At 58.9% G+C, this 20,624-nt stretch carries 25 protein-coding genes and 1 tRNA gene; 19 read left to right on the forward strand and 7 right to left on the reverse strand.

The annotated features are described in order from the left end of the window. Nucleotides 1-50: 50 nt before the first annotated feature. The 15 genes from AC07WS_RS26490 to AC07WS_RS26560 all read left to right on the forward strand — a co-directional run bounded on the left by AC07WS_RS26490 (nucleotide 51) and on the right by AC07WS_RS26560 (nucleotide 10,460). Nucleotides 51-135 (forward strand) — tRNA-Leu (locus AC07WS_RS26490). Nucleotides 136-300: 165 nt separating this feature from the next. Beyond that, nucleotides 301-1,527 carry a tyrosine-type recombinase/integrase gene (locus AC07WS_RS26495; RefSeq protein ID WP_494731940.1) on the forward strand — a complete coding sequence of 409 codons (1,227 nt, stop codon included), beginning with the start codon at nucleotides 301-303 and terminating at the stop codon, nucleotides 1,525-1,527. A gap of 863 nt (nucleotides 1,528-2,390) precedes the next feature. Beyond that, nucleotides 2,391-3,008, forward strand: a complete 618-nt coding sequence (locus AC07WS_RS26500; protein WP_494731941.1) for a YdeI/OmpD-associated family protein — start codon at nucleotides 2,391-2,393, stop codon at nucleotides 3,006-3,008. Nucleotides 3,009-3,521: 513 nt separating this feature from the next. After that, nucleotides 3,522-3,896, forward strand: a complete 375-nt coding sequence (locus AC07WS_RS26505; protein WP_494731942.1) for a YajD family HNH nuclease — start codon at nucleotides 3,522-3,524, stop codon at nucleotides 3,894-3,896. Nucleotides 3,897-3,987: 91 nt separating this feature from the next. After that, nucleotides 3,988-4,464 (forward strand): GNAT family N-acetyltransferase, encoded by a 477-nt coding sequence (locus AC07WS_RS26510; protein WP_494731943.1) that lies wholly within the window; start codon nucleotides 3,988-3,990, stop codon nucleotides 4,462-4,464. Between the two features lie 55 nt (nucleotides 4,465-4,519). Beyond that, complete coding sequence (locus AC07WS_RS26515; protein ID WP_494731944.1) at nucleotides 4,520-4,708, forward strand: DUF1737 domain-containing protein; 189 nt, start codon at nucleotides 4,520-4,522, stop codon at nucleotides 4,706-4,708. Between the two features lie 57 nt (nucleotides 4,709-4,765). Continuing rightward, on the forward strand, nucleotides 4,766-5,110 hold the full coding sequence (locus AC07WS_RS26520) for a DUF3024 domain-containing protein (RefSeq protein WP_494731945.1): 345 nt from the start codon (nucleotides 4,766-4,768) through the stop codon (nucleotides 5,108-5,110). Nucleotides 5,111-5,213: 103 nt separating this feature from the next. Then, nucleotides 5,214-5,753, forward strand: coding sequence for a hypothetical protein (locus AC07WS_RS26525; protein WP_494731946.1), 540 nt, complete (start codon nucleotides 5,214-5,216; stop codon nucleotides 5,751-5,753). 52 nt (nucleotides 5,754-5,805) lie between these two features. Then, a complete protein-coding gene (locus AC07WS_RS26530; RefSeq protein ID WP_494731947.1) occupies nucleotides 5,806-6,372 on the forward strand; it encodes a hypothetical protein in 567 nt (188 codons plus the stop codon). Between the two features lie 192 nt (nucleotides 6,373-6,564). Then, nucleotides 6,565-6,786, forward strand: coding sequence for an NTF2 fold immunity protein (locus AC07WS_RS26535; protein WP_494732036.1), 222 nt, complete (start codon nucleotides 6,565-6,567; stop codon nucleotides 6,784-6,786). A 417-nt stretch (nucleotides 6,787-7,203) separates the two neighbouring features. Next, nucleotides 7,204-7,551, forward strand: coding sequence for an immunity protein Imm33 domain-containing protein (locus AC07WS_RS26540; RefSeq protein WP_494731948.1), 348 nt, complete (start codon nucleotides 7,204-7,206; stop codon nucleotides 7,549-7,551). Nucleotides 7,552-7,587: 36 nt separating this feature from the next. Then, nucleotides 7,588-7,983: a hypothetical protein gene (locus AC07WS_RS26545; RefSeq protein ID WP_494731949.1), complete on the forward strand. Its 396-nt coding sequence runs from the start codon at nucleotides 7,588-7,590 to the stop codon at nucleotides 7,981-7,983. Between the two features lie 48 nt (nucleotides 7,984-8,031). After that, a complete protein-coding gene (locus AC07WS_RS26550; protein WP_494731950.1) occupies nucleotides 8,032-8,559 on the forward strand; it encodes a hypothetical protein in 528 nt (175 codons plus the stop codon). Nucleotides 8,560-8,622: 63 nt separating this feature from the next. Continuing rightward, nucleotides 8,623-9,117 carry a hypothetical protein gene (locus AC07WS_RS26555; RefSeq protein ID WP_494731951.1) on the forward strand — a complete coding sequence of 165 codons (495 nt, stop codon included), beginning with the start codon at nucleotides 8,623-8,625 and terminating at the stop codon, nucleotides 9,115-9,117. A gap of 71 nt (nucleotides 9,118-9,188) precedes the next feature. Continuing rightward, on the forward strand, nucleotides 9,189-10,460 hold the full coding sequence (locus tag AC07WS_RS26560; RefSeq protein ID WP_494731952.1) for a hypothetical protein: 1,272 nt from the start codon (nucleotides 9,189-9,191) through the stop codon (nucleotides 10,458-10,460). Nucleotides 10,461-10,989: 529 nt separating this feature from the next. On the opposite strand, the gene AC07WS_RS26565 is transcribed toward AC07WS_RS26560, so the two are convergent. Beyond that, on the reverse strand, nucleotides 10,990-11,220 hold the full coding sequence (locus tag AC07WS_RS26565) for a hypothetical protein (RefSeq protein ID WP_494731953.1): 231 nt from the start codon (nucleotides 11,218-11,220) through the stop codon (nucleotides 10,990-10,992). Nucleotides 11,221-11,475: 255 nt separating this feature from the next. Between AC07WS_RS26565 and AC07WS_RS26570 the strand changes: the two genes are divergently transcribed. After that, on the forward strand, nucleotides 11,476-11,724 hold the full coding sequence (locus AC07WS_RS26570) for a hypothetical protein (protein WP_494731954.1): 249 nt from the start codon (nucleotides 11,476-11,478) through the stop codon (nucleotides 11,722-11,724). Between the two features lie 52 nt (nucleotides 11,725-11,776). Here AC07WS_RS26570 and AC07WS_RS26575 read toward each other — a convergent pair whose 3' ends face one another. Then, nucleotides 11,777-12,214 (reverse strand): universal stress protein, encoded by a 438-nt coding sequence (locus tag AC07WS_RS26575; RefSeq protein ID WP_494731955.1) that lies wholly within the window; start codon nucleotides 12,212-12,214, stop codon nucleotides 11,777-11,779. Nucleotides 12,215-12,451: 237 nt separating this feature from the next. Here AC07WS_RS26575 and AC07WS_RS26580 point away from each other — a divergent pair, with 237 nt between their 5' ends. Further along, the gene (locus AC07WS_RS26580; protein WP_494731956.1) at nucleotides 12,452-12,859 is read left to right on the forward strand and encodes a carboxypeptidase regulatory-like domain-containing protein; all 408 of its coding nucleotides are present in this window, start codon (nucleotides 12,452-12,454) and stop codon (nucleotides 12,857-12,859) included. A gap of 45 nt (nucleotides 12,860-12,904) precedes the next feature. Beyond that, nucleotides 12,905-13,534: a SagB/ThcOx family dehydrogenase gene (locus AC07WS_RS26585; protein ID WP_494731957.1), complete on the forward strand. Its 630-nt coding sequence runs from the start codon at nucleotides 12,905-12,907 to the stop codon at nucleotides 13,532-13,534. A 4-nt stretch (nucleotides 13,535-13,538) separates the two neighbouring features. On the opposite strand, the gene AC07WS_RS26590 is transcribed toward AC07WS_RS26585, so the two are convergent. Continuing rightward, nucleotides 13,539-14,771, reverse strand: a complete 1,233-nt coding sequence (locus AC07WS_RS26590) for a putative glycoside hydrolase (protein WP_494731958.1) — start codon at nucleotides 14,769-14,771, stop codon at nucleotides 13,539-13,541. Nucleotides 14,772-14,792: 21 nt separating this feature from the next. After that, nucleotides 14,793-15,593: a polysaccharide deacetylase family protein gene (locus AC07WS_RS26595; protein ID WP_494731959.1), complete on the reverse strand. Its 801-nt coding sequence runs from the start codon at nucleotides 15,591-15,593 to the stop codon at nucleotides 14,793-14,795. 278 nt (nucleotides 15,594-15,871) lie between these two features. Between AC07WS_RS26595 and AC07WS_RS26600 the strand changes: the two genes are divergently transcribed. After that, nucleotides 15,872-16,321 (forward strand): Hsp20/alpha crystallin family protein, encoded by a 450-nt coding sequence (locus tag AC07WS_RS26600; protein ID WP_494731960.1) that lies wholly within the window; start codon nucleotides 15,872-15,874, stop codon nucleotides 16,319-16,321. 39 nt (nucleotides 16,322-16,360) lie between these two features. On the opposite strand, the gene AC07WS_RS26605 is transcribed toward AC07WS_RS26600, so the two are convergent. The 3 genes from AC07WS_RS26605 to AC07WS_RS26615 are packed head-to-tail and all read right to left on the reverse strand — an operon-like array spanning nucleotide 16,361 to nucleotide 20,620. Then, nucleotides 16,361-17,599: an MgtC/SapB family protein gene (locus AC07WS_RS26605; RefSeq protein WP_494731961.1), complete on the reverse strand. Its 1,239-nt coding sequence runs from the start codon at nucleotides 17,597-17,599 to the stop codon at nucleotides 16,361-16,363. A 9-nt stretch (nucleotides 17,600-17,608) separates the two neighbouring features. Continuing rightward, nucleotides 17,609-20,203 (reverse strand): magnesium-translocating P-type ATPase, encoded by a 2,595-nt coding sequence (gene mgtA, locus AC07WS_RS26610; RefSeq protein WP_494731962.1) that lies wholly within the window; start codon nucleotides 20,201-20,203, stop codon nucleotides 17,609-17,611. Between the two features lie 33 nt (nucleotides 20,204-20,236). Further along, nucleotides 20,237-20,620: a TraR/DksA family transcriptional regulator gene (locus tag AC07WS_RS26615; protein ID WP_494731963.1), complete on the reverse strand. Its 384-nt coding sequence runs from the start codon at nucleotides 20,618-20,620 to the stop codon at nucleotides 20,237-20,239. Nucleotides 20,621-20,624: the final 4 nt, after the last annotated feature.

Consider the following 20,624-nt stretch of genomic DNA (forward strand, 5'->3'; position numbering starts at 1 on the left):
TGCCGGTGTGGCAGTTATGCCGGGTTCGTGGCATAATCACGGGCTCTGTCGCTCCGATGGTGAAATTGGTAGACACTGGAGACTTAAAATCTCCCGCCGCAAGGCGTGCCGGTTCGATTCCGGCTCGGAGCACCATTACCTCATCCGCAGACGTCCACGCGCGTCGCGGTTTTTCTCCTTCTCATAGGAGAAATCTCAAATCTAAGTCCCCCAAAAGCTGCTGAGGTCTGTTGACAGCTCGCGGTTTTGGAGGCATTTTTGGGGGCAGTTTTCGGGATGCCCCCTTAAAATGCCCCCATCATGCCGATCCCCGTCGTACCGTTGAGCGATACCCAGATCCGGAAAGCCAAGCCCCGGGAGCGTACCTACAAGCTCTTCGATGGTGGCGGGCTCTACCTTGAAGTGATCCCGTCCGGTTCCAAATTGTGGCGCATGAAGTTTCGTCAGGCGTCGGGCAAGGAAAGCCGGCTCTCGTTCGGACCTTATCCGGAAGTGTCGCTGAGTGAGGCGCGTGCTTGTCGCGACGAGGCGCGTGCACTTCAGCGGGGTGGCAAGGATCCGGCGCAAGCGCGTCGCAGCGCCAAGGCCGTGCGACAGATGGCGGCGTCCAACACCTTCGAGGTGGTGGCTCTCCTGTGGCTTGAAAAGACCAAGGCTGAACGAGCCGAGGGCACACGGAGAAAAATCTTCAACTGGCTGCGCAAGGATATCTTCCCTGTCATCGGCGCGATGCCGATCTCGGAGATTCGTCCACGCCAGGTTCTCGGCGCGCTTCGACACATCGAGGATCGCGGCGCATTGGAGACCGCTCATAACGTCAAGCGTGCGGTGGGGCAGGTCTTTCGCTTTGCGGTGGCCTGCGAGCTCGCAGAACGCGATGTGACGCGCGATCTGGGCGACGCCTTGGCCTCCGTGCCTGAGGGGCATTACGCGGCCATCACGGAGCCTGAAAAGGTCGGCGCGCTGCTGCGAGCCATCTACGGATACGAAGGGCATCCATACACCATGGCTGCGCTGAAGATCTCGCCGATGCTGTTCCAGCGACCTGGCATGATCCGCGCGATGGAGTGGTCGGAGCTCGATCTCGTTAAAGGCGAGTGGCGCGTCCCGGGCGTCAAGATGAAAATGGAGAATGACCATATCGTGCCGCTTCCCACGCAGGCGGCCGACATACTGCGACAGGTGCATCGATTGAGCGGGAAGGGCAGGTATGTGTTCCCAGGTATGCGCACGCATGACCGCTGCATGAGCGAGAACACCATCAACGCCGCCTTGCGCAGTATGGGTTACAGCAAAGAGGTCATGACAGCTCACGGCTTCCGCGCGATGGCGCGAACGATCATGGACGAAGTTCTCGGCGAGCGCGTTGACCTGATCGAGCACCAGCTGGCGCATCGCGTCAAAGACCCGAATGGCCGTGCCTATAATCGAACCGCTCATTTGCCGGCACGACGAGAGATGATGCAGCGTTGGGCCGACTATCTTGACGGACTGCGCGCAATGCAAAATAGCCTCGACTACAAATAAACCGAAGATAGTTTTATCCAAGTGATGCCGCCGCGAGCCGGATGGCGGACAATATGCTTTTCGACGCGAGGGGATCGCCCTTCGCGCAACTTGGCATCGCGCCAAGCGTCTGCGCTCGTCACGCGCCCTTAGATAATGCATTCGTGCATAGCTTCATCTTAGATTGGCTTCGCCGTTGAGCGAGCCCGCGATCAGCCTGGATAGGCTGCATCCATCTTGCGCATCCTTCCCCCGAGGACGATGCGCGTCACACCGTGCGCATTCACGCACCGTCACCATCTCACGCGGCGATCTGCCGCCGCGTGCATGTCGATACGCCGCCATAGTCCGCGGCGCAAACCGCGCGTCGTTACTGGCGGCCTGCTGCCAGTGACGACGCGTCAGCAATCAAGCGCTATATGGGCTGCGCCGCCGTTTTCTCAGTGACGGCGGCCAGTGACAGCGGATCTACCGCTATCAGTGCAGCAGAACGCTGCTTGCCAACCATGCCCCTCGTGGGCCGACAACGTGTGCGAGGCACACCCCATGGACCCTGGGTAACTGGTCCCACCGCGATCATGCTTCTAAAAGGAGCGGATCGCGGCGCCATACGCGCATGCGGCGCGGGCAAGCAGTGAATACACCGCATACACGGGAGTGGTGTCCCGGGGCCTTTACAAACCGTCCTTGCTGCGGCAAGCACGGTGGCCAGAAACACTCACCAGATTCGATTACACCATGTATGTTTGACCAAGCGGTTCCTGCTGTGACAATTTGCGTTTTTTTCATATGGACAAGCTGTTATGCTGCCCCCGTAGACCAAGTCCGGCCAGGAACTGATGGTTAGATCCGGCAGTCTGACTAAAAAATATCGGAGTGATTCAATGGCAGAAGATGTTGAGATGATGCTGTTCCCATCCCAGGGAGCTTTTGCGCATTGGCTTGCAGCTCATCACGACGGCTCTGACGGGGTGTGGCTGCAGCACGCGAAAAAAGGGGCCCCGGTCCCTAGCGTAAGCTATCAAGAGGCGTTGGAAGTTGCGCTGTGCTTCGGCTGGATCGACAGCCAGAAGCGTTCGCTCGACGCCCATCACTATTTGCAGCGCTGGACTCCGCGTCGCCCACGCAGTCTATGGTCCAAGGTCAATCGCGAGAAGGTGCTGATGTATATCGAGGAGGGTAAGATGCAGCCGAGCGGCCTGGCTGAAATCGAGCGAGCGAAAAAAGATGGTCGATGGGATGCGGCATACGAATCGGCCAGCATGGCGAGCGTGCCGCCCGAACTTCAAGCCGCATTCGCTGACCACCCCGGGGCCGCCGAATTTTTCGCCACTCTCAATTCGCAAAACCGCTATGCGGTGTTGTTCCGGGTTCAGACAGCGATAAAGCCTGAGACCAAACTACGCAAGGCACAGGAGTATGCAGCCATGCTGGCTCGGCATGAGACGCTTCATCCGATCATGGCGAAGAAGCGGAGCAAGGCCGACGAGGACACGACATAAGCGTAAGGGGGCGTTTCATCGCGAAGACGAACTCAAGCGGCCAAGTGCAAGCATTGTTGAGTTAAGCAGGGCGTTGACTGCTATTTCCCACAGCGGTATTCTTAGTAACATATATTTCATTAATTAATTAACATGCAGATTGCAACGATTATTGGTTTGGCAGGTACGGTAACATGCGTAGGTCTCTTCTTTAAGCAAAAGAACTGGTTGCTCGCTACCGCTTTTGTTTTTTCTACGGTGTACATGATATTGGATAAAGTAATTCATATTCCGCTGGTGCCATATTTTTTGGTTCCATGGTTTGCGTACTTGTTTTTTGCTCTTGTTGCGTATGAGATTTTTCGAACAGTTGTCCTCAAATAGGTTCATGTCGACTAGGAACAGTCACTATGGATATTCCTGTTAAGCGGCAGGTCTAACGCTGAGCGAAGACCTGCAACGGGCCGTCAGGGGCCGAGCCGGCCGACAGTGAGCGCTGCCGGCCAACATGCAACAGCAATGGAAGGAATAAGCATGACCGTTGGAAAAAAGCCGGACGCCGCCCGGTTGGACAAAATTGTGGCTGACGCACGGCGCGCGGCTGATCAGCGCGAGCTGGGCTATCGCGAGCGCTCGCTAAAAATGTATCCGTGGGTGTGCGGGCGCTGCATGCGCGAATTCACGCATTCCAATGTGTCGCAACTAACAGTGCACCATCGTGACCACAATCACGACAACAATCCCCCTGATGGCAGCAACTGGGAATTGCTGTGCCTTTACTGCCACGACAACGAACACTCGCGTTATCTGGAGGCCGACCGGGGACATGGTCTGAAATCGGCCGAGGTCGCGCCCGCAACGCATAATCCGTTTGCCTCATTGGCGGGCCTGATGAAAAAGAAAGAATGACGGTAGAGGGGGGGCGGCGACGTGAATAGGCACAATCGGCCACATCCGAATGTAGCAGTCGCAATTTTATATTGTAAAATTAGAAATATTGATGGAATTTATGGACAGTGCTTCTAGCATTTTGGTTCGAGCTCTCAAAGAAAGCGATTTCCAGGAATGGCGGGAACTGTGGCTTGGATACAATCAGTTCTACGGACGCCATGGCGAAACAGCGCTACCCGAAAATACCACCCTAATCACTTGGTCACGGTTTTTCGACGCCTACGAGCCGATGCACGCGTTGGTCGCCGTGAAAGACGACAAAGTCGTAGGGCTAGCTCATTTTCTCTATCATCGAAGCACAATCCAGGTCGGGCCCAGCTGCTATCTACAAGATGTATTCACCGACGCATCAGCCAGGGGACAGGGTGTCGCCCGGTGTCTTATAGAGCGGGTTTACACGGAAGCGACAACCGCAGGATGTCCTCGAGTGTACTGGCAAACACACGAGACTAATACTACAGCCATGCGACTGTATGACAAGATTGCCCAGAAGTCAGGTTTTCTCGTCTATCGAAAATTATTGTGATTTGAGTCGGCCGAAATCGGCCAGGAGCAGCTGCTTCAGCATGTGAAAGGAAACGATGAAAATACCACCGGACGATTTGCCAATTTATCGAGTGCTAACGGGACCTGACGACGCAAAATTTTGCCGTCGCGTTAGCGAAGCGCTTGCTCTAGGGTATGTGCTTTACCGCTCGCCGTCAGTGACGTTTAATGGGGAAAGCGTTATCGTGGCCCAGGCCGTCGTCTGGCCTAAGATTGACGCTTAATTGGCCTCATCCGGCCAGGATCTGCCACTGAAACTTCAGGAACTTGAGGGGTCTATAGTGCTGAACGAGTTGGAGAAAAAGAGAGTTGAAAACGCAGTTGGAGCCTTCGTTGCAAGGCGTCGTCCGCCCGTCCACGTCCGAAAGGAAGTCGATCTTGATTTCAGGATTGCAGGGCAGAGCATCGAAATTTTTGAGATACGACCAGTTTGGCAAGGGAACGGAGAAACGCATGAAATTCCTATTGCGAAAGCGACATTTGTTAGGACACGTAGCGTTTGGCAATTGTATTGGCAGCGCAGAGACTTGAAGTGGCACAGTTATGAACCCTTGCCTGCGGCGCGTTCAATTGAAGAAGTCATTGCCGAGATTGATGCCGATCCTTGCGCCTGTTTCTGGGGATAATTCAGTGCCACGTAGAGATACGCCAATTTGGCCGAGTTCGGCCATAAGCAGCCGTTGAATTCATGAAATATAAATACAGTTCCAAAGAAAGTTGAACATTCGAATGCGGTTCCTGAAGCAACGAATCAAAGAATTTATTGTTGGCTTGACGTTATCAACGTCATGTGCGATATCCGTATCCGCGCAGGAGCCGGGACGACTGGCCGAAGTTGCAACAAAGTCGACTAAGGCCGAAAGCTGGGTGCATATCTATCGGGATGCATCGCCAATGATCGGTCCGACCGATAAAGGCCCATATGACGAATATCTGAATTTAGACTATCTGGAAGTCAACGGGGAGTGGGTGCTAGTGCATATAAAGACCATTCGTGATGATCCCCCCACGGAGTACCACGGCAAGCTGATACTGAGCACATTGGCTATTTCCTGCAAACAGATCAAGTTTGGCCACCCTTATATAGGCAATTTTTACGATGTGGAAGGGCGCATGCCGATGTACGAAACCACCATTACCTTTGCGGAGTTGGATCGGCTTGCTAGTGGGCGTGTACCAGCTGCAAGTTCGCCTAGTGCAATCTATTATCGCTTTGCCTGCCTTGGCCTTAAGCCGCAGCCAGAGGAGGTCGTGTGGACTATGCCCTGAGAAGGACTGCGACTTCTTCCGGCCAGAAGCCGCCGCTCAAAACTGAATTGATATGATTGAACGCCTTATTTTGTCAGCCTCTTTGTTGGCATCATGCCTCCCGTGCAATGCGCTTCCACACGGCTCGCCTCCTCCATTACCAATGACTTTTGCTGGCGATTACTGGGACTGTGTTCTTCCGCTAAAGATAACGTTAACAGGTCCCTCCACCGGGTACGAATCGCCGGAAGATAACTCGAAAGCGGTTCAAAAATTTCGAACAAAGGACCATGTAGTGATGCTTGAAATTCGGGATGTCGTTACTGAACCAGGCTTGGCCGTGGTCAAGCGGAATGACTTTGACAACAATCATCTTAGTTTGAAGGTTGGGACAGAGGTGTATGCGTTGGCCGAATGGGAGTATCTGTATTACCACGCCTGGATTGACGGACATGAGATTGAAGGCGGACTGCCACTAGCCGATGATACATACTTTGAGTTGAGTCGCCCACCAAAGGTGGAGCACTGGATTCTGCTTCAGAAGTCCCGTACTAAGGGTATAAAGAGCTGGGTGAAGTACGATGATGCCGTTCGAGATGACCATGCAATAAAAACCTGCAAAAATTACCAACATCACTAATTGACTTGGCTCCTGGCTGTAGTCGGCCAAAAGCTGTCGCTGAGATTGAATGGAATTTACATGAAAACGTGTTGCACCTTAGTTGTATTGTTAGCCACACTAATCGTGTCTAGCTTTGCCCTTGCAGGCACAACTTCTTCCGACGCGCTTAAAGAAAACGCCAATACGGCTGGATTCCAACCCAAAGAGGGTATGGTGCCAGATGCGACGACTGCCATTGCGATAGCGATTGCGGTCTGGAATCCTGTATATGGCGAAAAGGAGATAGCGTCGGAGAGACCTTATAGTGCAGTTCTGAAAAGAGGCGAATGGACTGTCACACGCAGCATGTCTGACAGTTGGGTTGGCGGGGCACCTACCGCTGTAATATCAAAAAGAGATGGGCGCGTTATCAAAATTTACCATACGAAATGACACCCATCGGCCAACAGCAGACCATGGCATTTAGCGAGGAATAGATATGCGAGCAGAAATTCGGAGGCTCGTCGAGCTAGGTGAGCTGCCAAGCGAAGACGACGGCGATGTCGAGACGCTTCGAAAATATGAAATCGAGTATCGAGGAATCACGCGGCCAATCACCGACGAAGAGGCCATTGCGCTTCTCGGACTTTTTGGGGAAGATGGATGCTTCGGGTTCGCTTCATCGCTCATGCATCTTATTGAAACAGCACCTGGCTGGCCGATAGAAGCCTGCCTTACTGATACCGGCAATCCTTGGGTTCTCGCATTAAAGAATCGGGCTATCCGGGGCGGTGTTCTTCAAGGGCGATGCGTTGGTTGCGTATCGGCTAGAAGCCGCCCTTGAGATCACTAAGAAACTAAGGCCCTGATATGCCCTCCGACCAGCAGCAAATTTGCCAGCGATTCAATGCCCAATACATGCCGCCTAGCGGGCATGAAAAGGTCGGAATTGCTCTGGGAACTTTAGCGAACGTCCCTCTTCATGCGGTTCGAGTCCAGCCAGAGAACGGCGATTGTGGCTGGTACATTTACGGTGGCGAGCACTCTACGGATACTGACTTTTATCAGCCACTATGCGCTGCACACCTGCCGGAATACTGCGATATGATTGTTCCGTATCTAGGGCTCCCGCCAGGATGGAGAGTGTTACTCGCACCGGATTACGAAGACGTCTGGTTCGATGAAGAATTATTGAGAAGCAAAGCTAAAGACGCATAGCGGCCAAAACTGGAGTTGCAAGCGCCTCTAAATTAAATGACCCTGAACATGCATTTTTCCGACGAATTCGATAGCTGGCTTGCCTCCGTGCTCACGCCAGGTGTGCCCATCACTGTAGTCGCATTTTCATTCAACCTCTTTGAACTTGAATCCGCAGAAGCGAAGTATGGCATTGAACTAATTGGCGCCGACGAGTTTGATCCGGAGGATCCTGACTGGGCATGCGGCGAGGCTTGGGTCGCCCGTCCTCGGTCGATTTCTATCCCACGCACATTTGCCAACGAAGGCTGGGATGAATGCTTGCGCAAGACTAAGCGGCTTCTGAAAAATAAACTAAGTGAACCTTCCTCACCTGTCGCAAAGCTGAAAGAAACTAGAGCGGTTGCCATTGGATTCGTCGATGGAGACTTGGAGCTACTTTGGCAACGCTAGGCTGCAGCCGGCCAATTCCGGACAGAAGATTTCATATAAAAATTAACCATGACAGCCATGCGAGAATTAGACGACCTTGATACCGTTTCTGCTATCTGGATTCTCGCGTCTAACGATGAGAACCCACTGATTACATACAAGGGATTGGTACACCGACTCGGATTGCCAGCTAACTGCGATGTAAAGGTCATAGTTGCGTCTCGCCCCGAGATGTTTCGCCCAGGTGCAACCGAAGCACGTATAAATTCTTGGAAAGAAAATTTAAGAGCAGGTAAAGGTCTTCCAGGATGGCTGAAGGAAATCAGCGAAGGTGCGGAAAGAAGCGCAGCCATTGAAGCACTCACTTCCAATGATATCTTTAGGAGTCAGTTCAGAGCTCATTCCGGCGCGGAGCGCTCTCCTATTGAGATAATCAAATGGGGGTTGGAGCACTTAGACCGATTACGAAAGGCCAGGGCAGAAGCAAATGATGCATCGGTAAAGCGATGGCAGATGTGGCTGGTCTTTTGGGTGAGCCTGCTGGGGGTAGTATCCCAATTCGTCATCGCCTACATCAAGCACCTTGGCTGGTTGTAACATTTGAACTAAGTTGACAGTTTTCGGCCAGGAACGGTCATTCATTTTCATAATAGGTGCTCGATGGCTATTTGGCAGTGCGTAATAGAACTAATACCGCAGGCATGGGCAGAGATAGAGGGAAATGTTCCAGAAATGCTGCGCGACGGCGAAGGGTACTATGATATGTCGAGGGCCTGGAAACAGAATCAACCCAGCGCAAATCTGGTCGACTTGATTGCGCAAATATTGCCACCAACGGAATCGTGGAGTGAAACGATTAAAATTTTTGGTGACCAAGCCAAGAGCGATGTACAAGTTAGCTATGCTGGCAATGCCGTTGAGTCTCTCCAATTTCGCATTGACACGCGGGAGGAGACGTCGCACATGTGCTTGAAAATTGTTGAACTTGCACGTGCGCTAGGTTGCTTCCTTTTCCTCCCAGAAGCGAGTTCAATAATCATGGCGGAGGTGGCCGCGCTCAACTACGCTGTTCATAATTCGCGGGCGGCAAGATTCTCTGCGGAACCGCGTGATTTTATGGAGCGGCTTGGTCGAGTAACCTCCAGGGAGAGTTAGTCAGCTAGCCGCCAAAAACGGGCTATTATTTTTTTGTAAGAATTTTTCTTGAATAACCTCTTTTGGTACATATGCTTAAAGAACTCTCCGATATCCCCCCAGCACTACAGTTGCTGGTAAATGAGGTGGCTCAATGTGATGGATGGGCGGATTCCAGAAAACGTATCAGAGCTATTCTTCCGGAACTTAAAGCTCAAGCTCGTTTTTTTGACTTTCCAGATGCGAGTGAGATGGCTATCGCAAGGGATCCCGGAAAGCTGAATATCCATTTGCATGGAGCGCTAGACCTCATTAGTGGAGACGGCTGCGGTGCATTTGATTGCAGATTGAAAGCTGCAGATAGAGTCGCGCGCAGCGTCGGACTAATTGCTGACAGAATATGGCTGACGGATACCATATCCTATCGGTTAGTAGATTTTGGTAGGGCGACCAATGAAAAAATTGATATTCTTATCGAGGACGCGTTAATTGTTGGCAGACTTGCTCCGTTAATAAATGCGGGATTGATGAAATTTAGATCACCCTTCTTCGGTATTTGTGATCACTGCTCAGACATGCTTATTGGTGAAGTTTCTTCTCTAGCTAATAAACTATCTAAGAAATTCAAAGCTGATTTTAAAATTAGCTCCAGAGAGCTAGGTGGTTATAACGCTGATACAGGGAAATGCTTCGAGCCGTCGTTGATATTGACGAATCCTTATGCGACAGAGTTGCCGAAATTACGCGAATTTATGTCCCCGTATATCGAGCAAGAACTACGGTCTATTTTGTTTGTTGCCCGAGAAGCTTCATTAACTGGAGGTTCAATTGTATCTAATTCTCGTATCGGACTAGCCGGCCTCCTTGAACAGGATGGTCGGCTGCTAAGTAGAAGGTCAATGCTGTTACTGGAAAAAGAGCGCGAAATAAGTGTTCCCTGGGTGAGTGAATTGAACCCAGAGCAAATTGTTCAGCTTCGTGAGGAAGCTGCAACTGCCTTGCCAGCTTTTAGGTCTAAGCTGACTAAGATTTTTTCTGTGGATCTAGCTGAGGGAGCGTTAGATTCGGCACTGGTATCGTTAGATTCCTTAAGAGACCAAGCAATAGAAGTGCGAGCAGAACTAAATGCGAAGAGAAAGTATTCATCAAAGTACTGGAAAGTTACATACGGAATTCTCGGTCTGGGCCTATCTGCGTATGGAATAGGAACAGAAAATATCGCGGCGGGCGTCGGTGGGATTCTTCCGTTGATACAGTTGTTAATTTCGCACAACTCTGGGCACGAGACCGAATTGGAAAAACTAATGGCACGTCCAGGTTATGTATTGCTGAAAGCCGAAGATATATTAGGGCATGCTCATTAATAGTCAGCATGAAATTAATATAAATCAACCACCCATCATTTTTACTATTCTGTTACAGCACAAGGAATTCTTCGGAAATAACGATTATATGAGTAATCTAACGACGGTCCGCAACGGGGCGAAAGCGGACCCAGCATTTGCAATGAAATTATTCAGGCTGCCGGATTTATCTAAATCTAGAATTCGCTTGAAATTCAAGAAGGGATTAAAAGTTCTGGTAGTTGCTTAAAGTTCGAGCTAGAATGAATAAGTCGTCGCGATATGGATTTTTTATACATATTCGAGGGGGCAGTTGAGGGAGCATCTCCTTCTGCACCCGAGCCAAAGCGTTGATCCATCAGGCCTGCAAGCCAATTTTCGATTCCGGCTCGGAGCATCGCCAGCATCCATGCAGGCTCCAGTCGAGCGGACTGGAACGCTGACTTTCCTCAAAGCGGCGCCATTTCCGCAAAAATTCTACTTGGTCGGCTTGACCAACTTACCCCGGCGGTGCCGGACGTAATGCGCCGTCATGGACGAAGTGGAATCGTTACGCCAGCTCAGTGTCATCGTCGACTAGCCCGCCTTTTTTTCCGCTTTGCGCAAGCAGCTCATCATCGGGCAGGCTGCCAGTTCTTTTCTTGCCCCCGTTGTCCGCCTGCTCTTCGTCGACCAGGCCGCCTTTCCTTCTCGTAGCTGCGTTATCCGCCAGATATTCGTCACCAGGGTTGATGGCGATTGCGGGTGATTTTTTGGCTGGGATGTCGGTTTTTTTGATCATGGGTCACTCCGGGAAAGGGTTGCGAGGCCGCCTCATGCTTGCTCCTCGTATTGTACGCGGAGTATTTTTTGCGAGGGCAATGATCACGCTGAAGAATCCGATGAAGCGTGGATTGCCGCCACCCAAGGCCACTTCCACCAGTCACTTGTTGTACAAAAGTCGAACGCTAAGCAAAAGGATGGAAAAATTCCCATAAGATGCTATCCTTTCCTTGTGGTAATGAAAAACAATCAAGAAGATTGATTGATTTGTAACATGGCCGTGCCGACGGGTAGTTTTGCCAGTTCGACCAAGTCCAACAGGGTGGCAATCATGGAAAGAATTCTGCTCGACACGGTGCACAGCACTTTGCCCGTCACTAAGCGGTTTCTTTGTCGGCTCAATTTCCATAAATGGAGTTATCTGAGCGATGTCGTGCGCATCTGCCCCTGCGGCTGCTTGCAGCGGCTGAACGAGGAAGACGCCCGCGACTGGGCGGAGTTCAACTGGGTCGAAGAGAAGTGACCGGCCGGAACTCTCCGCATACCGGCCAGTATCCTGGTGCGGCGATGCCGGGTCAGCGATACACCAGCACCGGAACAGTCGCGTGGGCTAGCACGCGCTGCGTCTGACTGCCGAGCAGCAAGCGCTGCAGGCCGCCATGCCCGTGCGTGGCCATGAAAATCAAATCACAATTGTATTCCTGCGCCGTGCGCACGATCTCGTCGGATGGACTGAGCGAGGTGGCCACGTGGGTGGTGCAGGGCACGCCCGCGCTGGCCGCCGCCGCGCCGATCTCCTGCACGCATGCATGCGCCGCCGCCTGCATGGCGTCGGCAAAAACCTGAACATCCATCACGGCGCCGAATTCCACATACGGCGAGTACGGGTAGGGTTCGGCTACCGACATGGCAACCAGGCTGGCGCCGAGCTTGCGCGCCAGTTCGATGGCGGCGGTGGTCGCCGCCTTGGACAAATCCGAGCCGTCGCTGGGAAGTAAGATGGTCTGGTACATATGCGCTTTCTGCCGCTGAGGTGAGTGGTACAGGCCGCCGTCGGCGGGGTACGGTGATCATCGCGCCGCTTGCGCCGCAAAGTCCTTGATGTAGATCAAAACCTTCCGACCCACGCGGTTTTCACCTGTGGTGCGGCGCGCGGAACAATTCGGGGGTTTTTTGATTTGGGTCAGGCGGCCCTAGTGCTTTTATGCGCGGCTCCTACTACTGTGAGGATTCTTCACGGAGGATCTGCCATGTACGCATTGAAAAACTGGGTGTTGATACTGGCGCTGGTTGCGCAAGGCTGCGCGCTGGCGGCCGAGCTGGTGCCGCAGACGCAAAACGGCGTCGTCTATTTGAGCGGCGGCGTGGGCGAGGACGAGCAGCAGGCCATGCAAGCGGCCCGTGCCGACTATCCGGTGCGGCTGACCTTTTCCACCAAGGGCAGCGGCGAATACCGCGCCGACGTCGCGCTGACCATCCTCGACCGATCCGGCGCGGTGGTGGCCAAGCTGGTGTCGCCCGGCCCCTTGTGCTACCTCAAACTGGCGCCGGGCAGCTACCGCATCCTGGCCACCGTCCACGGCAAGGAATTGTCGCAGGCGCTCGTGGTCCAGGCGCTTGCTGTGCGCGAGTTGTATTTTTACTGGGATCCGGAATAAGCGGGCCGCTACGAATTCCCCACCACCTGACCTGAATGGATAGCCATGACCACACCCCACGTCCCCCTGCCTGCGCTGCAACTGATCGCCCCCGAAGCCCTGGCGCTTGACGCCGAATTCGCGCCGCTGAGCATGGCCTTGTTCAAAGTGCTGCTGCGGCGTAAGTCCAGCCGCGAGTTCAGTCCCGGCGAGCTGCCCTTGTACGCGTTGTCGCGCCTGCTATGGGCGGCGTTCGGCATCAACCGGCCGGAGCAGGGCCTGCGCACGGCGCCGTCGGCCAACGACGGCCAGGAGATCGACATCTACGTCGCCATGCGCGCCGGGCTGTATCGTTTCGATGCGCAGCAGCTGGCCTTGCTGCCGGTGCTGGCCGAAGATATCCGCGCCGCCACCGGCCGCCAGGATTTCGTCGCCACCGCCCCGATCAATCTGATCTACGTGGCCAAGTTCAAGGAGGGCGATGTGCGCACGGACACCGAGCAGAACTTCTACGCCGCGCTGGATACCGGCTTCATCAGCCAGAACGTCTACCTGTTCTGCGCGGCCGAAGGCCTGGCCACCGTGGTGCGCGGCTGGGTTGACCGGCCGGCGCTGGCCGAGGCGATGGGGCTGGCGCCGCACCAGCACGTGATCGCCGCGCAATCGGTCGGCTATCCGCCGTCGCCGCAGGGGTGACGGCTCATTCGTGCAGGCCGCCGTCCGAGTAGCGGTTGCGCGGATTCCACAGCATCCAGCCGTTGGACTGGGCCGCCTCGGCGCCGTCGATCTGCGCTTGCACCTCGGCCGCGCCGAAGGGCCGGCGGTCGAAGGCATAGTCGGTGAAGTCCTGCAGCCACGGCCGGAAGCGCGCGCCGCCCAGGCCGGTGCGCTGCTTGGCGCGCTGCAGCGACTGGTAGACGATCTCGTACGGATGGTCCACCGGGTTGCGGTAGTTGGGGATGCCCCATTTGAAGCCGGACGGATACAGCATCGGGCAGATGTAGTCGAGCGGTTGGGTCAGGCGTTCCAGCTGCTGGCCGATCGCCGTGTCGTTGGTATTCCACAGCACGTAGCCGAAGATGTCGGCCGCCACAAACACGTTGTAGGGCGCCAGCCGCTGGCGCGCCGCGCCCAGGAAGCCGCTGATCGCGTCGACCCGGCTGGCCTGCGTGCTGGGCTGGGCGTACTGCACGCCGGGCGCATCCGGGAAGCGCACGTAGTCGAACTGGATTTCGTCGAAGCCCTGGCGCGCCGCTTCTTCGGCGATGTCGAGGTTGTACTGCCACACCTCCTGCCGCATCGGATCGACCCACGGCAGATTCTCGCCGTCGCGCCAGAGCTGGCCCGCGCTGTTCTTCAGCGCCAGATCGGGCTGGGCCGTGGCCAGCGGCTCGTCCTTGAACACCACGATCCTGGCGATCAGATAGATGTTCTTTTGATGCAGCTGCGCGATCAGCGCCGGCATGTCGCGGACGGTGCGCACCTTCTGCGCGCCGACGCGCTCGGCCAGCGCGATGGTGCTGGCGTAGGGGATCATGCCGCGGTCGCTTTTGACGTCGATCACCAGCGCGTTCAACTCGGTCTGATCGACCAGCCGCAGCGCGGCCTCGCGCAGCGCGTCGCTGCCGATGCCGTAGGCCGACAGATACACGGCCTTGGCCTGGAACGGCGCGAGCGCCAGCCGCAGCGGCACGCTGGCGTCGGCGTGCGCGACCTGGCGCCGCCCATAGCCCGGCGCGCGGACGGCCACGTCCGGCCCTGTCCCGGCCAGGTGGAAACGGCCGGCCGTGTCCGTCAATGTGCTGGCGCCGCCGGACGTGACGATGGCGCCGGCGATCACGCTTTGGTCGGCCTGGTTGTAGACGACGCCGTCGATCGGCAGCGCTGGCGGGAGCGCGAGCGTCAGGGCGGCCGCAAGTACGAGTCGATGCATGGGATAGTCCTTGGTGAATGTTCAGTGTGCCGCCGCGGCGGATGCTTGTGTCTGCTCCAGCAAGCGCGCGAAGGCGCGCTCGCCGTAGGCGTCGCCGATCAGGTAGCGGGGCAGGGCCAGCGGCGCGTCGGCCCGGCTGGCCGGGTGCGCGGCGAGGGTGAAGGCGGCGGTGTAGCCGGCCTGCGCCGCCGCTTGCATTAGTTCGTCGTCGACGATGCCGAACGGCCAGGCCAGCAGCGTGACCTCGCCGCCCAGCATCTGCTGCAGGCGCTGCCGCGATCCGAACAGTTGCTGGCGCAGCAGCTGGCGGTAGGCGGCCGGCGCCAAGCGTTGCCGCTCCTGCTTGAAGTTGGGGTGCCACAAGGTATGGGATTGGATGTCGAACCAACCGCTGGCCTGCAGCGCCTGCAATTGCTGCCAGGTGAGTGCATACGAGGCGTTCGAGATCGCCGACGGATAGATGAACAGCGTCACCGGCACCCGGTAGCGCAGCACCAGCGGGCGCATCTCGTCCCACACCGAGCGGTGGCCGTCGTCGACCGTGATGACCACCGCGCGCGGCGGCAGCGTGGCTTGCTTGCCGGCCAGGTAGTCGAGCAGCTGGCGCAAGGGGATGACCGTGTAGCCGTGCGTGGACAGGTAGCGCAGCTGGGCTTCGAAGGTGCTGGTGCGGATGGTCATGCTGTCGGCCACGGTGGCGCCGAAGCGATGATAGACCAGCACCGGGACGGCCGCCGGCGGCGCGGGCTGGGCCGGAGCCGCGCCGCCGGCGAGCAGGCCCGCCAGCAAGGCGGCCAGGCTCAGGCGGCGGCTAATGCGCATGACGTCGGTGATGCATGGTGGCTCCTGTGCGGATCGGTGGGCGCTGCTCGGCCCGGCAGTATCGACTGTAGCGGCGGATGTTGCGGCGGCACAGGGTGTCGCTTGATCCAGGTCAAAAGACCGTCTAATTTGCGGCGCCTTTGACTTGAATCAAAATGTCGTACAGACAATGCCGGCCCCGGTTGCTACAGTGATTCGGTAGCTCGACGGCGATGGCGCGTACGCCGGCGCACCATCAGTTTGCCCACACCGGTGTTCACTGACAAATGGAGCATGACATGGCTAACAATCTGATGCAGTTCGATCCCTTTGGCGACCTGGCGCGGCTGGAACCGCTGCGCGGAGTCGAAGACTTTTTCCGCGATTTCCGACTCAAAAACATGCTGCGCGATTTCGACGCCAAGCCGCTGATCAAACTCGACGTGGCCGAAACCGAGCAAGCCTACAGCATCAAGGCCGAGCTGCCCGGCATGAAGAAGGAAGACATCAAGGTCGATGTCGACGGCAACCGCGTCACGATCTCGGCCGAGACCAAGCGTGAGAGCGAACAGAAGGAAGGCAAGACGGTGGTGCGCAGCGAGCGCTACGTCGGCCAGCTGTACCGCAGTTTCACGCTGGAGAAGGATGTGGACGACGCCAGGGCCGAAGCCAAATACCTCGATGGCGTGCTGGAGCTCACCTTGCCCAAGAAGCCGAACAACGGCGCCAAGAAGCTGGTGATCAACTAGTTCCCGGCGCGCGCGGCCCGGCGCAGTCCGGGCCGTGCCTCACAGGTAGGCCAGCAGCGAAGGCAGGCTGGCCGCCAGCAGTATCGACAACAATCCCCACCCGACCCGCCGCAGGAACAACCGTCCGCCGCCGGCCGCGGCCGCCGCCAGCTTGCTGCAGGTGTTGGCCGCCAGCGCGAACAGCAGGATATGCCGCGTCGCCGCCGGCGTCAGCACGCCGCTGTCGGCCAGCGACAGGATGGAACTGGCGGCCGCGTGCACGTCCACCAGTCCGACCAGCAAAGCCCCCAGCGTTGCCGCGGCCGTGCCCAGATAGGCGTTGGCGTAGGCCATCAGCGCGGTCGCGCCGCTCAGGATCAGCGCGAACAGCACGGCTTGCCGGATGCTGAAGACGCGGCCGCCGCGCGCGGGCGGCCGCACCTGGGGCGGCACGGCGTGCAGCAGCGCGGCCGACACCAGCACCGTCGCCAGCAAGGCGCAGCCGAAGGTGGGCGCCAGCGGCAGCAGCTGGGCCGGGGCGATGGTCACCGTCACCACCAACAGCAGCAGATAGGTGCCCACGTTCGACAGCAGCGCGGCGGCCGCGCACGCGCCCAGCAGCGACGGCTCACGGCGGTAGCGCCGGCCCATGTCGGCGTTGGCGGCGACGCTGGAGACGAAGCCCGAGGCCAGCCCGGTCAACGCCAGGCCCATGCGCGGCCCGGCCATGCGCATGGCGATGTGCGCGACCGCCTGCAGCGCCATCAGCACCACCACCAGGCCCCACATGCGGCGCGGATTGACGCCCAGCAGCCAGCTGTTGGCCGCGTCCGGCAGCAGCGGCCAGACCACCAGGGCGCAGCCGGCCAGGATCAGGCCGTCGCGCAGTTCGCCGCTCTTGAGCGTGACGCGGATGAAGTGGTGCAGCGGCGCGCGCAGGTTGAGCATGGACGCCACCAGCACCGCCAGGCCGGCCGACAGCGCCGGATTGGCGATGGCGTTGACGCCCAGCAGAAAGCTGAGGAACAGGGCCAGTTGGGTGACCATGCCGGGTTCGCTTTCGCTGGCGCGGTAGTAGCTCACGACGTTGAGCGCGACCACCAGCAGCGCCGCCATCAGCGTCAGCGCGGGGTCGATGATGCGGGCCAGCGCGCCGCCTAGCGCCACCAGCGCGAAGCTGCGCACGCCGGCCAGCGCATGGGTGGAGGCGCCGCCCTTGCGCCGCTCGCGCTCGATGCCGATCAGCATGCCGCTGCCGAGGGCGGCGCCCAGTCCGATCACATTGGCACTGATGCTCATGGGCGCTCCCTACAGTTGGCCATAGCGGCGCGCCAGCCAGCCCTTGAGCAGCTGGGCCGACACCAGGTAGGCGGCCACGATGGCCGACAGCGCCAGCCAGTAGCCGCCCGGCGGCGCCACGAAGCCGAGCGCGCCGCCGAAGGCCGCCAGCGGCAGCCACAGGCCCAGCACGCAGACGGCCAGCGTGGTCGCCAGCAGCGGCGTGCTGGGCTTGCTTTGCACGAAGGGCACCTTGCCGGTGCGCAGCACGTGCACCACCAGCGTCTGCGTCAGCAGCGATTCCAGGAACCAGCCGGACTGGAACAGCGCCGGCTGGCGGGCGGCGTCGAACAGATACCACAGCACGCCGAAGGTCAGGTAGTCGAACAGCGAACTGAGCGGGCCGAGGTAGAGCATGGTGCGCCAGATGTTGCCGATGTCCCAGCGGCGCGGCCGGCGCAGGTAGCCGGCGTCGACATGGTCGCTGGCCAGCGCGGTCTGCGACACGTCGTACAGCAGGTTGTTGAGCAGGATCTGCACCGGCGCCATCGGCAGGAAGGGCAGCAGCACGCTGGCGCCCAGCACGCTGAGCATGTTGCCGAAGTTGGAGCTGGCGCTCATGCGCAGGTATTTGCTGATGTTGCCGAACACCTTGCGGCCCTCGACCACGCCGTCCTTCAAGGCCATCAGGCTTTTTTGCAGCAGGATGATGTCGGCCGATTCCTTGGCGATGTCGACCGCGCTGTCGACCGAGATGCCGACATCGGCCGCCTTCAGCGCGGCGCCGTCGTTGATGCCGTCGCCCAGGTAGCCGACCACGTGGCCGCGGCTTTGCAGCGCGCGGATCACCCGCGCCTTTTGCGCCGGCGCCAGCTTGGCGAACACCGACACGTCCTCGGCCCGCAGCGCCAGCGCGGCGTCGTCCAGCGCGTCGATGTCGCTGCCCAGCATGACCTGCTGCACCGGCAGCCCGACATGGCGGCACACGCTGCGCGTGACGGTGGCGTTGTCGCCGGTCAGCACCTTGACCGTGACGCCGTAGTGGCTCAGCGCGCGCAGGGCCTCGGCCGCGCTGTCCTTGGGCGGATCGAGGAAGGCGATGTAGCCCACCAGCAGCAGGTCCGCCTCGGCGCGGTTGTCGATCACGGTGTCGCCGGCGGCCAGCTCGCGGCAGGCCACGGCGATCACGCGGAAGCCGTCCTCGTTGAGCTCGTTCACCACGCGGTCCAACGCGGCGCCGTGGTGGTCCTGCAGCGAAATCACGCCGGCGCCGGTCTCGGCCCGCGTGCAGACGCTGAGCACCTCCTCCACCGCGCCCTTGCAGATCAGCACGCGCGTACCGTCGCTGCGCTCGACCACCACCGACATGCGGCGCCGCTGGAAGTCGAACGGCAGCTCGTCGATCTTGCGGAAGGCGTGGTCGGCGTCCAGGTGCTCGTGCACGTCCACGTAGTTGAGCACGGCGACGTCGAGCAGGTTCTTCAGGCCGGTCTGGTAGTAGCTGTTCAGGTAGGCGTACTCGGTCACGCGGGCCGAGTCCTTGCCCTCGATGTCGACATGGCGCTCCATGATCACGCGGTCCTGGGTCAAGGTGCCGGTCTTGTCGGTGCACAGCACGTCCATCGCGCCGAAGTTCTGGATTGCGTTGAGCCGCTTGACGATCACCTGCTTGCCCGACATGGCCAGCGCGCCCTTGGCCAGGTTGATGGTGACGATCATCGGCAGCATCTCCGGCGCCAGGCCGACCGCCACCGCCACCCCGAACAGCAGCGCCTGCAGCCAGTCGCCCTTGCTCCAGCCGTTGAGCAGGAACACCAGCGGCATCATCACCAGCATCACCCGTATCATCAGCCAGACGAATTGGTTGACGCCGCGGTCGAAGCTGGTCAGAGCGCGGGCGCCGGCCAGGTCGCTGGCGATCTGGCCGAAGCAGGTGCGCGCGCCGGTGGCCACCACCAGCGCGCTGGCGGTGCCGCTGACCACGGTGCTGCCCATGAAGGCGATGTTGGCCAGTTCCAGCGCCGGCACGCCGGCCGCGGCCTGCGCCTGGGCGTGCTTCTCGACCGGCAGCGCCTCGCCGGTCAGCGCCGACTGGCTGACGAACAGGTCGCGGCTGGACAGGATGCGCAGGTCGGCCGGCACCAGCGCGCCGGCCGACAGTTGCACGATGTCGCCCGGCACCAGCGCGGCCAGCGGCAGATCGCCGGCCACGCCGCCGCGCAGCACGCTGGCGGTGGTGGCCACCATCGAGCGCAGGCGTTCGGCCGCCAGGTCGGAGCGGTGTTCCTGCACAAAGGCCAGCAGCGACGACAGCACCACCATGACGGCGATGACGACGGCGCCCCAGGCCTGGCCGGTGAGGAAGTTGACCAGCGCCAGGGCCAGCAGCAGCAGCGACAGCGGACTGGCCAGCAAGGTCAGGAAGCGCGCCCAGGCGTTGCCGTGGGCCTGGTGGGCCACGGCGTTGGGGCCGGCTTGCTGCAGCCGCGCGCGGGCTTCCTGCTCGCTCAGGCCGCCGGCGCGGCTGTCCAGCAGGCGCAGTGCGGCGTCGTGGTCGGCTGCTGCGTAAGTCTGGAGCAGGGCTTGTTGTTGCGCGTTGGCGGTGCTGGGCGGATGGGCGGACATGTCGGTCGTATGGCTCCGTTGGGCTTGGGTGGGTCAGCCGCGCTGGCCGCGATGGGGGCGCCGCTCGTGCGCCTCCTGGCAGGGCAGGCACATCTGGGCGGTCGGCTGCACCCGCAGGCGCTCCTGCGGGATGGCGGCGCCGCAGCTCAGGCAGCGGCCGTAGCTGCCGGCCTGCAGCCGCGCGCAGGCGCCGTCGAGGCTTTGCAGGGCCGCCAGATCCTCGGCCAGCCGCACCAGGTCGCAGCCCGGCAGCTGCCTGGCGACGGCGGGATCGCCCGGCGACATCGTGCCGTCGAGCAGTTGCGCCGTCAGCGGCAGCGGCCCCAGCCGCAGGCGCAACTGGCTGGCCAGTTCGGCGCGTTGGCGGTGCAGGCGTGCGGCGAGCACTTCCAGTTCGAGGGGCGAGGGCGGGTTCATGGCA

This window comes from Duganella sp. GW821-FHT01E12 (assembly GCF_059422325.1).

Coding starts and splice junctions, on each gene's coding strand:
- mgtA (WP_494731962.1), bottom strand. CDS start 20,203: ATGTCCGCCCATCCGCCCAGCACCGCCAACGCGCAACAACAAGCCCTG.
- AC07WS_RS26565 (WP_494731953.1), bottom strand. CDS start 11,220: ATGATCAAAAAAACCGACATCCCAGCCAAAAAATCACCCGCAATCGCC.
- AC07WS_RS26550 (WP_494731950.1), top strand. CDS start 8,032: ATGACAGCCATGCGAGAATTAGACGACCTTGATACCGTTTCTGCTATC.
- AC07WS_RS26515 (WP_494731944.1), top strand. CDS start 4,520: ATGAAAATACCACCGGACGATTTGCCAATTTATCGAGTGCTAACGGGA.
- AC07WS_RS26600 (WP_494731960.1), top strand. CDS start 15,872: ATGGCTAACAATCTGATGCAGTTCGATCCCTTTGGCGACCTGGCGCGG.
- AC07WS_RS26575 (WP_494731955.1), bottom strand. CDS start 12,214: ATGTACCAGACCATCTTACTTCCCAGCGACGGCTCGGATTTGTCCAAG.
- AC07WS_RS26595 (WP_494731959.1), bottom strand. CDS start 15,593: ATGCGCATTAGCCGCCGCCTGAGCCTGGCCGCCTTGCTGGCGGGCCTG.
- AC07WS_RS26605 (WP_494731961.1), bottom strand. CDS start 17,599: ATGAGCATCAGTGCCAATGTGATCGGACTGGGCGCCGCCCTCGGCAGC.
- AC07WS_RS26505 (WP_494731942.1), top strand. CDS start 3,522: ATGACCGTTGGAAAAAAGCCGGACGCCGCCCGGTTGGACAAAATTGTG.
- AC07WS_RS26545 (WP_494731949.1), top strand. CDS start 7,588: ATGACCCTGAACATGCATTTTTCCGACGAATTCGATAGCTGGCTTGCC.
- AC07WS_RS26555 (WP_494731951.1), top strand. CDS start 8,623: ATGGCTATTTGGCAGTGCGTAATAGAACTAATACCGCAGGCATGGGCA.
- AC07WS_RS26510 (WP_494731943.1), top strand. CDS start 3,988: ATGGAATTTATGGACAGTGCTTCTAGCATTTTGGTTCGAGCTCTCAAA.
- AC07WS_RS26580 (WP_494731956.1), top strand. CDS start 12,452: ATGTACGCATTGAAAAACTGGGTGTTGATACTGGCGCTGGTTGCGCAA.
- AC07WS_RS26615 (WP_494731963.1), bottom strand. CDS start 20,620: ATGAACCCGCCCTCGCCCCTCGAACTGGAAGTGCTCGCCGCACGCCTG.
- AC07WS_RS26525 (WP_494731946.1), top strand. CDS start 5,214: ATGCGGTTCCTGAAGCAACGAATCAAAGAATTTATTGTTGGCTTGACG.
- AC07WS_RS26540 (WP_494731948.1), top strand. CDS start 7,204: ATGCCCTCCGACCAGCAGCAAATTTGCCAGCGATTCAATGCCCAATAC.
- AC07WS_RS26570 (WP_494731954.1), top strand. CDS start 11,476: ATGGCCGTGCCGACGGGTAGTTTTGCCAGTTCGACCAAGTCCAACAGG.
- AC07WS_RS26500 (WP_494731941.1), top strand. CDS start 2,391: ATGGCAGAAGATGTTGAGATGATGCTGTTCCCATCCCAGGGAGCTTTT.
- AC07WS_RS26590 (WP_494731958.1), bottom strand. CDS start 14,771: ATGCATCGACTCGTACTTGCGGCCGCCCTGACGCTCGCGCTCCCGCCA.
- AC07WS_RS26560 (WP_494731952.1), top strand. CDS start 9,189: ATGCTTAAAGAACTCTCCGATATCCCCCCAGCACTACAGTTGCTGGTA.
- AC07WS_RS26535 (WP_494732036.1), top strand. CDS start 6,565: ATGGTGCCAGATGCGACGACTGCCATTGCGATAGCGATTGCGGTCTGG.
- AC07WS_RS26495 (WP_494731940.1), top strand. CDS start 301: ATGCCGATCCCCGTCGTACCGTTGAGCGATACCCAGATCCGGAAAGCC.
- AC07WS_RS26585 (WP_494731957.1), top strand. CDS start 12,905: ATGACCACACCCCACGTCCCCCTGCCTGCGCTGCAACTGATCGCCCCC.
- AC07WS_RS26530 (WP_494731947.1), top strand. CDS start 5,806: ATGATTGAACGCCTTATTTTGTCAGCCTCTTTGTTGGCATCATGCCTC.